Origin of the sequence: Citrobacter sp. Cpo148 (assembly GCF_030332375.1) — a bacterium.
In the GTDB taxonomy this organism is placed as follows: domain Bacteria; phylum Pseudomonadota; class Gammaproteobacteria; order Enterobacterales; family Enterobacteriaceae; genus Citrobacter; species Citrobacter portucalensis.
The window spans coordinates 60,693-69,980 of record NZ_JAOWHY010000050.1; the positions used below are offsets into that span (position 1 = coordinate 60,693).

The 9,288-nt window shown below is 52.1% G+C and carries 8 protein-coding genes; 7 read left to right on the forward strand and 1 reads right to left on the reverse strand.

All coding sequences use genetic code 11. The features are described 5' to 3' along the window. Window positions 1–138 precede the first annotated feature (138 nt). The 4 genes from igaA to hslO all read left to right on the forward strand — a co-directional run bounded on the left by igaA (window position 139) and on the right by hslO (window position 4,320). Entirely contained in the window at window positions 139–2,274 is a 2,136-nt protein-coding gene (igaA, locus tag OGY10_RS21655; RefSeq protein WP_032945218.1) for an intracellular growth attenuator protein IgaA, read from the forward strand. Between the two features lie 62 nt (window positions 2,275–2,336). Further along, window positions 2,337–3,005: a GMP/IMP nucleotidase gene (gene yrfG, locus OGY10_RS21660; RefSeq protein ID WP_003023533.1), complete on the forward strand. Its 669-nt coding sequence runs from the start codon at window positions 2,337–2,339 to the stop codon at window positions 3,003–3,005. Window positions 3,006–3,015: 10 nt separating this feature from the next. Further along, entirely contained in the window at window positions 3,016–3,417 is a 402-nt protein-coding gene (gene hslR / locus OGY10_RS21665; protein ID WP_003837900.1) for a ribosome-associated heat shock protein Hsp15, read from the forward strand. A 24-nt stretch (window positions 3,418–3,441) separates the two neighbouring features. After that, window positions 3,442–4,320, forward strand: coding sequence for an Hsp33 family molecular chaperone HslO (gene hslO, locus OGY10_RS21670; protein WP_003023531.1), 879 nt, complete (start codon window positions 3,442–3,444; stop codon window positions 4,318–4,320). Between the two features lie 109 nt (window positions 4,321–4,429). Here hslO and OGY10_RS21675 read toward each other — a convergent pair whose 3' ends face one another. Beyond that, window positions 4,430–6,148: a DUF4153 domain-containing protein gene (locus tag OGY10_RS21675; RefSeq protein ID WP_191226708.1), complete on the reverse strand. Its 1,719-nt coding sequence runs from the start codon at window positions 6,146–6,148 to the stop codon at window positions 4,430–4,432. Window positions 6,149–6,526: 378 nt separating this feature from the next. Between OGY10_RS21675 and pckA the strand changes: the two genes are divergently transcribed. From pckA to nadS, 3 genes are all read left to right on the forward strand, one after another. Continuing rightward, window positions 6,527–8,149, forward strand: a complete 1,623-nt coding sequence (pckA, locus tag OGY10_RS21680) for a phosphoenolpyruvate carboxykinase (ATP) (protein ID WP_125362809.1) — start codon at window positions 6,527–6,529, stop codon at window positions 8,147–8,149. Between the two features lie 122 nt (window positions 8,150–8,271). Next, window positions 8,272–8,589, forward strand: a complete 318-nt coding sequence (locus OGY10_RS21685; RefSeq protein ID WP_047408175.1) for a type II toxin-antitoxin system RelE/ParE family toxin — start codon at window positions 8,272–8,274, stop codon at window positions 8,587–8,589. Between the two features lie 52 nt (window positions 8,590–8,641). Beyond that, entirely contained in the window at window positions 8,642–8,938 is a 297-nt protein-coding gene (gene nadS / locus OGY10_RS21690; RefSeq protein ID WP_048236945.1) for a NadS family protein, read from the forward strand. Window positions 8,939–9,288 lie beyond the last annotated feature (350 nt).

Here is a 9,288-nt window from a genome sequence, read left to right on the forward strand (position 1 = left end):
TATGATTCGCATTTACTGGGCTGTACTTAAAGATGCTCAAGTTCGACTCCACACTTGCCGATAGCCAACCACAGAATCACGAATATTGAACAGGGTGCGACTGACCACGCCTGACAGACTAAGTAAGATGGGGAAAGCATGAGCACCATTCTGATTTTTTTAGCTGCTTTGCTGGCCTGCTCATTGCTTGCAGGATGGCTACTCAAATCAAAATCCAGGCAGAAAAATTTACCCTTGAGCAGCGTCTTCTCAGACGCCTCGAAACGTAAACTCACACCTGAAGAACGCAGCGCAGTCGAAAACTATCTCGAAAGCCTTAGTCAAATTCAGCAAGTACCCGGTCCCACGGGAGCCAGTGCTGCACCGGTCTCATTAACGTTGAATGCCCAAAGTAATAGCGTCATCGTGCTTACTCGTTCGATTACACGTTACGGCATTACCACCGACGATCCTAACAAATGGCGCTACTATCTTGATTCCGTTGAGGTACATCTTCCCCCTTTCTGGGAACAATACATCAACGACGAAAACAGCGTTGAGATAATCCACACCAATACGATACCGCTGGTTATCTCGTTGAACGGCCATACGCTGCAGGAATATATGCAGGAAGCGCGAGGTTATGCGTTACAGCACACCGCTTCTACCCAGGCGTCCATTCGTGGTGAAGAAAGTGAGCAGATTGAACTGCTGAATATTCGCCAGGAAACCCATGAAGAATATGCGCTCAGCCGCCCTTCGGGATTGCGCGAGGCGTTGCTGATAACCGCCTCATTCCTGCTGTTCTTTTTCTGTTTGGTTATCCCGAATACGTTTGTTCCGTGGGCAGTTGGTGGCGCGGTATTGCTGTTAGCTGCGGGTCTGTGGGGATTGTTCGCCCCGCCGTCTAAAAGCGCCCTGCGGGAAATTCATTGTCTGCGCGGTACGCCACGTCGCTGGGGGTTATTTGGCGAAAACGACCAGGAACAAATTAATAATATCTCGCTGGGTATTATTGATCTGATCTACCCACCTCACTGGCAACCTTACATCGCCCAAGACCTTGGCCAGCAAACGGATATCGATATTTATCTCGATCGCCACGTTGCCCGCCAGGGGCGTTTTTTATCTCTGCACGATGAAGTGAAAAACTTCCCGTTACAGCACTGGCTGCGCAACGCCGTCATCGCAGGCGGCTCGTTACTGGTACTGCTGATGCTGCTGTTTTGGATCCCGCTGGATATGCCGATAAAGGTCACGCTCTCCTGGATGAAGGGCGCTCAAACTATCGAAGCCACCAGCGTTAAACAGCTCGAAAACGCGGGCGTTCGCGTGGGTGACACGCTGCACCTGAGTGGTACGGGTATGTGTAACATTCATACCCAAGGAAGCTGGAATGCGCAGCCTGCCACGCCGTTTATGCCTTTCGATTGCTCGCAAATTATCTGGAATGACGCGCGCGCATTGCCGCTGCCTGAGTCTGACCTGGTGAACAAGGCTACCGCGCTCACACAGGCCGTGAGCCGTCAGCTGCATCCCAAACCTGACGATGACTCTCGCGTCAGCGCATCGCTACGCTCAGCAATCCAAAAGTCCGGCATGGTATTACTGGACGATTTTGGTGAGATTGTCCTGAAAACGGCCGATCTGTGTGCAGCCAAAGATGAATGTGTGCGCTTAAAAAATGCGCTGGTTAACCTCGGTAACAGTAAAGACTGGGCAGCGCTGGTGAAACGGGCAAACGCAGGCAAACTGGATGGCGTGAACGTGCTGCTGCGTCCGGTAAGCGCAGAGTCACTGGATAATCTGGTAAATACCTCTACGGCACCGTTTATTTCACGCGAGACTGCGCGAGCAGCCCAGGCGCTGAATAGCCCTGCCCCTGGCGGTTTCCTGATTATCAGTGATGAAGGCAGCGATCTGGTCGATCAGCCGTGGCCGACGACCTCGCTATATGACTATCCTCCCCAGGAACAGTGGAACGCCTTCCAGCGCCTGGCACAGATGCTAATGCAGACGCCGTTTCGCGCGGAGGGGATCGTCACCAATATTTCGACTGACGCCAATGGCACCCAGCACATTGGACTGCACCGTATCCCGGACCGCTCAGGTTTATGGCGCTACCTTGGCACGACGCTGCTGATGTTCTCCATGCTCGGATGCGCTATCTACAACAGCATACAGGCATTCAGACGCTACCAGCGTCACCGCACCCGCATCGCGGAAATTCAGAGCTACTATGAGAGTTGCCTCAATCCAACACTGATTGACAACCCGGAAAGCCTGATTCGATAACACGCTCGCGCGACAGGATATGCTACCCTGTCGCGCATCATGTTTTCTTCTGGGGAGTTTCCATGCATATCAATATTGCCTGGCAGGATGTCGACACCGTGTTGTTAGATATGGACGGCACGCTGCTCGACCTGGCATTCGATAACTATTTCTGGCAAAAACTGGTGCCGGAAACCTATGGCGCGAAGCAGGGTATCTCTCCTCAGGAAGCTCAGGACTATATTCGTCAGCAGTATCATGCCGTGCAGCATACGCTAAACTGGTATTGCCTTGATTACTGGAGCGAGTGCCTGGATCTGGATATTTGCGCCATGACCACGGAACAGGGACCGCGCGCCGTTTTGCGCGAAGATACCGTACCGTTTCTTGATGCCTTAAAAGCCAGCGGCAAGCGCCGCATTTTGCTCACCAACGCGCATCCGCATAATCTGGCGGTGAAGCTTGAGCATACCGGTCTGGCCTCACACCTTGATTTATTACTTTCCACCCACACATTTGGTTATCCCAAAGAGGATCAGCGGTTATGGCACGCTGTGGCTGAAGAAACGGGAATGAGTGCAGAGAAGACGCTGTTTATTGACGACAGCGAACCCATTCTCGACGCCGCTGCTCTGTACGGTATTCGTTACTGCCTCGGCGTGACCAATCCCGACTCCGGCATCGCCGAAAAACAGTACGCACGCCATCCGTCACTGAATGACTACCGCCGACTGATCCCCTCACTGATGTGAAGGAGACGCCATGAAAGAAAAGCCCTCTGCTGAAGTCAGGCTGGATAAATGGCTGTGGGCTGCACGCTTTTACAAAACGCGTGCGCTAGCCCGCGAAATGGTTGAAGGCGGTAAGGTGCACTACAACGGCCAGCGCAGTAAGCCAAGCAAGATTGTCGAGCTGAACGCCACCCTCACCCTTCGCCAGGGAAATGACGAACGAACAGTCATTATCAAGGCCATTACCGAGCAGCGTCGCCCGGCAACGGAAGCCGTTACGCTGTATGAAGAAACCGCGGAAAGCGTGGAAAAACGCGAAAAAATGGCGCTGGCGCGTAAACTTAACGCGTTAACCATGCCGCACCCGGACAGACGACCGGACAAGAAAGAGCGCCGCGACCTGTTACGATTTAAACACGGCGACAGCGAGTGACTGTCACCTGCAAGAGAGATGATTATGCCGCAACATGACCAATTACATCGTTATCTGTTTGAAAACTTTGCCGTGCGCGGCGAGCTGGTGACCGTATCGGAAACCCTGCAACAGATCCTCGAAAATCATACTTACCCGCAACCGGTCAAAAACGTACTGGCTGAGCTGCTGGTTGCCACCAGCCTGCTCACCGCCACGCTGAAATTTGCCGGTGATATCACTGTGCAGTTGCAGGGTGATGGTCCGCTGAGCCTGGCCGTCATCAACGGCAACAACAATCAGCAGATGCGCGGTGTGGCCCGCATGCAGGGTGATATTCCTGAAGATGCCGATCTGAAAACGCTGGTGGGCAACGGTTACCTGGTGATCACCATTACCCCGGAAGAAGGCGAGCGTTATCAAGGCGTGGTCGGTCTGGAAGGTGACACGCTGGCAGCGTGTCTGGAAGATTACTTCATGCGTTCTGAACAGCTGCCGACACGCCTGTTCATCCGCACTGGCGACGTTGATGGCAAACCCGCTGCTGGCGGAATGCTGCTGCAGGTAATGCCGGCGCAAAACGCGCAGGCAGATGATTTCGATCACCTGACAGCCCTGACCGAAACCATCAAAGCCGAAGAGCTGCTGACGCTGCCGGCCAACGAAGTGCTGTGGCGCCTGTACCACGAAGAAGAGGTTACTCTCTACGATCCGCAGGACGTTGAGTTCAAATGCACCTGTTCACGCGAACGCTGCGCGGGCGCACTGAAAACGTTGCCGGACGAAGAAGTGGATAGCATTCTGGCGGAAGAAGGCGAGATCGATATGCACTGCGATTACTGCGGTAGCCACTATCTGTTTAACGCCATGGATATTGCTGAGATCCGCAGCAATGCCTCCCCTGCCGATCCCCAGGTGCATTAATCACTGTCTTGCCTGATGGCACGGCGCTTATCAGGCCTACGGAAAATCTGTCGTAGGCCTGATAAGACGTTCGCGCTGCCATCCGGCAAAAACGATGCCGGCAACACACTCACTCGGTGTAATAAGTCATCGGCAGTCTTTTGCCATCAATAGTGATATCCCGCCAGATTCTGGGGGCTGAGCCCAGTTGCTGATTCGCCACCGCCTGCAGCAATTTATCCTTAGTGAATCCTTCAGGTAGCCTGGCAACAGCTAACAAATCCCATTTGTTTTTTTGCATGCCGAAGACCAGACTCTCCCCATCGCCAAAGGCATATAACACCTGCTCAGGATGACCATCCGCATTGAGGTCCTGACTCACCAGTACGCACGCATTCTGCTCAGCACAAGAGGTGATGCGATACCCCTGTGTTTTGACAAACGCCCAGAACGCATCGTCTGGCTTCTGGCTCCCCGGAGCCATCACAACCTTCGATACTAACTGTGTTGCGGTTAGCTCTTTAACCGGATCCCGGCGCCCTTGCAGCAGAGAATTCAAGTCGCGTCTGCGTTTACTGTCTTGATTAAACGCCACATCTTTTTGTAATGCTTCCAACGCTGCGCGCCCCGGTTTTCCGCTGTGATCCAACATATACAGGCTGACTTGATCCGGTTTAATTTTCCCGCTGTGATACAGCCCCATATGGCTGTTAACGCTGATGCGCCAGGCATCAATAACCGGCGATGACAGCAGAACCAACAGCCCCAACGCCAGCAACGAAACGCCAAGAATGACCGGCCCCTGAAGCTCAAGCGGATTGCGCCCGCGGCGCAAAATGCTGGCCAGATAGCCAAACGACCATACCAGCAGCACCATGACCACCAGCACGCCATACAAACGCTCAGGCGTCCAACCGTACTGCTGTATTCGGACCCACAGTGACCAACCGGCAATCAGCATATAGATGGGCGCGACAATCAGAGAGCATTTGATCAGGTAGCGTAACGCGCCAGGATAGGGTAACGCCTCTTTTTGCGGTTCACGCACGATAGCCATCAACAGCAACAGGAGCAGCGTCAGCGTTGACATCAACCCGGCCGCAGACACGCGTTGCGAAATAGCCTCCAGCCCGGTGAAGGGTAAGGTCAGTATGAACATCAGCGCCAACAGCGCGACCAGAGGTAACAGACCGGTGGCGATAAACGTCAGTAATTTTTGTACCGCCGTGACCAGACGCGACTGTGTTCGGGCCAGTACCACTGCCAGTGCGGTAATCAGACCAAAGGCCACATAGCCAAACCAGTCGGTATCAAAGAAGAGCGTGCTGAAGAAGGGAATACCGACCAGCTTAAACATCTCGCTCCATAGCAGGAGCACCAGCCAGAACAAACCGTTGGCGACAAAGACAATCAGCAACGTCAACGCATTAAGCCACAATTGCCGATAAAAATGCGGGTAACGCGCCTGCTCACGAGAGACATGAAGCGAGTACTGAATCCAGGGCAAAGCGAGCATCGCCATCAGCAGTAAGCGCCAACCGTAGAACATAAAAACTTCATGTTGCCGCCACTTATCACTGTCCTCGACTTGCCACTTTAGCCAGACGCTCATCGCCAGCACCACAACAAAGATCAGCGCCATCCAGTACCACAGCGCGCGTTGTTTGAAAGAAACAACAGTAAGCAAAAGTGCCGAGGTGATCGCAATCGTCGCAGGCATGCCATAGAACAGCCAGCCGTCATTATGGGGCGCCAGATATGTCATCAGCAGATAGCATAATGTCCCCTGCAACAGGCCGATGAATATCATGCCCCAACGCGTCGTACGTGAAATTTCAGCACTATCCATGTCAGTATCCAGAATGAAGGGAAAAGCTAATTATCGCATCAACTTCACAATTTTGAGCATTGATAGAGCTATTTCAGACCACGACGACGGGAAGTGAATCGATATTGTTTATGTATAACCCACATTCATTTCTTACGTGAATGCGATTACACTCACAAGATTCCCGCCAAAAACACTCTCCATTAACGTTTTAAGAACATTTTCCACAACAAAAAAGGGTTTCCTGCCATAATATCTGCCTCTTTGTGACAGGAGTCGCAGCGCATTCGGTCGCCCGTGATTTTCCCGGATGCGTAAATCTATGAGCCTTGTCGCGGTTAACAATCCCTAAAAAACCTTACTATTCCAGGTAATACATATTGGCTAAGGAGCAGTGAAATGCGTGTGAACAACAGTTTAACCCCGCAAGATCTCAAGGCTTATGGTATCAATGACGTTCAGGATATCGTTTACAATCCAGACTACGACACGCTTTTCCAGGAAGAACTTGATCCAAACCTGGAAGGTTATGAACGTGGCGTGTTAACGAATCTGGGCGCCGTTGCCGTTGATACCGGTATCTTTACCGGACGTTCGCCAAAGGATAAGTACATTGTCCGTGACGACACCACGCGCGACACGCTGTGGTGGTCCGACAAAGGTAAAGGTAAGAACGACAACAAACCGCTCTCCCCGGAAACCTGGCAGCATCTGAAAGGATTAGTCACCCAGCAACTTTCCGGCAAGCGCCTGTTTATCATTGATGCTTTCTGCGGCGCTAACGCCGATACCCGTCTTTCCGTGCGCTTCATTACCGAAGTTGCCTGGCAGGCGCATTTTGTCAAAAACATGTTCATCCGCCCAAGCGACGAAGAGCTGGTTGATTTCAAACCTGATTTCATCGTGATGAACGGCGCTAAATGCACCAACCCACAGTGGAAAGAGCAGGGTCTGAACTCAGAAAACTTCGTGGCTTTCAACCTGACTGAGCGTATCCAGTTGATTGGTGGTACCTGGTACGGCGGCGAAATGAAGAAAGGTATGTTCTCCGTAATGAACTACCTGCTGCCGCTGAAAGGCATTGCCTCCATGCACTGCTCAGCAAACGTTGGGGAAAAAGGCGATGTGGCAGTCTTCTTTGGCCTGTCCGGCACCGGTAAAACCACGCTGTCCACCGACCCGAAACGTCGCCTGATTGGCGATGACGAACACGGCTGGGATGACGACGGCGTGTTTAACTTCGAAGGCGGTTGCTACGCGAAGACCATCAAATTGTCTAAAGATGCCGAGCCGGAAATCTACAACGCGATCCGTCGTGACGCGCTGCTGGAAAACGTCACCGTGCGCGAAGATGGTTCCATCGATTTCGATGATGGTTCAAAAACTGAGAACACCCGCGTTTCCTACCCGATTTATCACATCGATAATATCGTTAAGCCGGTGTCAAAAGCGGGTCATGCTACCAAAGTGATCTTCCTGACCGCCGACGCATTTGGCGTGCTGCCGCCGGTTTCTCGCCTGACGGCAGACCAAACGCAGTACCACTTCCTGTCTGGCTTCACCGCCAAACTGGCCGGTACCGAACGCGGCGTCACCGAACCGACCCCAACCTTCTCTGCCTGCTTCGGCGCAGCATTCCTGACTCTGCACCCAACGCAGTACGCAGAAGTGCTGGTGAAACGTATGCAGGCGGCAGGTGCACAGGCGTATCTGGTTAACACAGGCTGGAACGGTACCGGCAAGCGTATCTCTATCAAAGATACCCGTGCGATTATCGACGCCATCCTGAACGGTTCGCTGGATGACGCGGAAACGTTCCGTCTGCCGATGTTTGACCTGGCTATCCCGACCGAGCTGCCGGGCGTGGACACCCGCATTCTCGATCCGCGTAATACCTACGCATCTCCGGAGCAGTGGCAGGAAAAAGCCAATGCACTGGCGAAACTGTTTATCGAGAACTTCGAGAAATATACCGATACCCCTGCGGGTGAAGCGCTGGTTAGCGCCGGACCGAAGCTGTAATTTTTGATTCGTTATATAGCCCCTTATCCGAGAGGATAAGGGGTTTTTTATTGTGTCTATCTTTTAAAATGTACTCCGTACACCTATAATCTGTACTATCAACCCCATGCGCAGGACGCGCTATGTTCACATTTATTGAGCTACAAGGATTTAGTAAACGCCGTCCGTTACTTTTGCCTGACGATGAGTTTCGCGCCTTTCAAGAGACGCTTATAGAGAACCCTGAGGCTGGAGATACTATCGCTGGTACAGGTGGATTCAGAAAAATTCGCTGGAGCCGCTCTGGTATGGGCAAACGCAGCGGTATTAGGGTTATCTATTACAACGTGACGCGCAAAGGTCGAATCTATCTCGCTTTGCTCTATCCTAAAAATGAACAGGATGATTTAACCGAAGAGCAAAAAAGAGTTTTAATGCACTTATCCAATATGCTGATTTAATCATGGGAATTTTAATCATCAGGACACCGCTATCCGGTGTGGTGAGGCCAAAATGAAAGACGAATTATTTGCCGATTTGCTGGCCAGTGCAGAAGAAATGGTGCGTATAGAGAAGGGTGAAGAAACACCTAAGCCTGAACATGTACATACCTTTAGCGAAATTGATGTTAAAGCCATCCGCGAAGCAACAGGGTTACGCCAACAGGATTTTGCCATCGCCGTTGGCGTGAGTTATGACCTGGTTAAAAGCTGGGAAACGAAACGACGCCAGCCCACAGGAGCACCCAGAAAACTGCTTTTATTAATTCAAAGAAATCCTTTTATAATTAATCAATTAAAAGCAATTTAAGTCCGTTATTTTACGGCCTATCCCGCAAACAAAAAGGGAGGCATTTCGCCTTAATGCCAGTCAGTTAGCGCCTCAGTTTCAGTAAACTGGCGGAGGTAAAGAACATGCTATCCCGGAGATAGAGTTCCGTTCACCTCATGCTCATTGTTTCTCTGAAACACGGATTCCCGTGAACGTGTAAAGGGCGTTTTCCGCCACGCCCTTTACAATCCCGGCTCCCGGCGGGAAAATTGTTGCTACGCAATACCCTCCGCTTATTCCTCCAGGCTTCCGGGCCGGGCGCGAGGAAGCGTCCCTGCAAAGCGCGCCCTGAGCCAGCATCCATGCTGGCTCTCCCGGCCTTACGGAAA

What these genes read in the sequence shown, in the direction of transcription:
- igaA (WP_032945218.1), top strand. Translation starts at nt 139, where the DNA reads ATGAGCACCATTCTGATTTTTTTAGCTGCTTTGCTGGCCTGCTCATTG.
- yrfG (WP_003023533.1), top strand. Translation starts at nt 2,337, where the DNA reads ATGCATATCAATATTGCCTGGCAGGATGTCGACACCGTGTTGTTAGAT.
- hslR (WP_003837900.1), top strand. Translation starts at nt 3,016, where the DNA reads ATGAAAGAAAAGCCCTCTGCTGAAGTCAGGCTGGATAAATGGCTGTGG.
- hslO (WP_003023531.1), top strand. Translation starts at nt 3,442, where the DNA reads ATGCCGCAACATGACCAATTACATCGTTATCTGTTTGAAAACTTTGCC.
- OGY10_RS21675 (WP_191226708.1), bottom strand. Translation starts at nt 6,148, where the DNA reads ATGGATAGTGCTGAAATTTCACGTACGACGCGTTGGGGCATGATATTC.
- pckA (WP_125362809.1), top strand. Translation starts at nt 6,527, where the DNA reads ATGCGTGTGAACAACAGTTTAACCCCGCAAGATCTCAAGGCTTATGGT.
- OGY10_RS21685 (WP_047408175.1), top strand. Translation starts at nt 8,272, where the DNA reads ATGTTCACATTTATTGAGCTACAAGGATTTAGTAAACGCCGTCCGTTA.
- nadS (WP_048236945.1), top strand. Translation starts at nt 8,642, where the DNA reads ATGAAAGACGAATTATTTGCCGATTTGCTGGCCAGTGCAGAAGAAATG.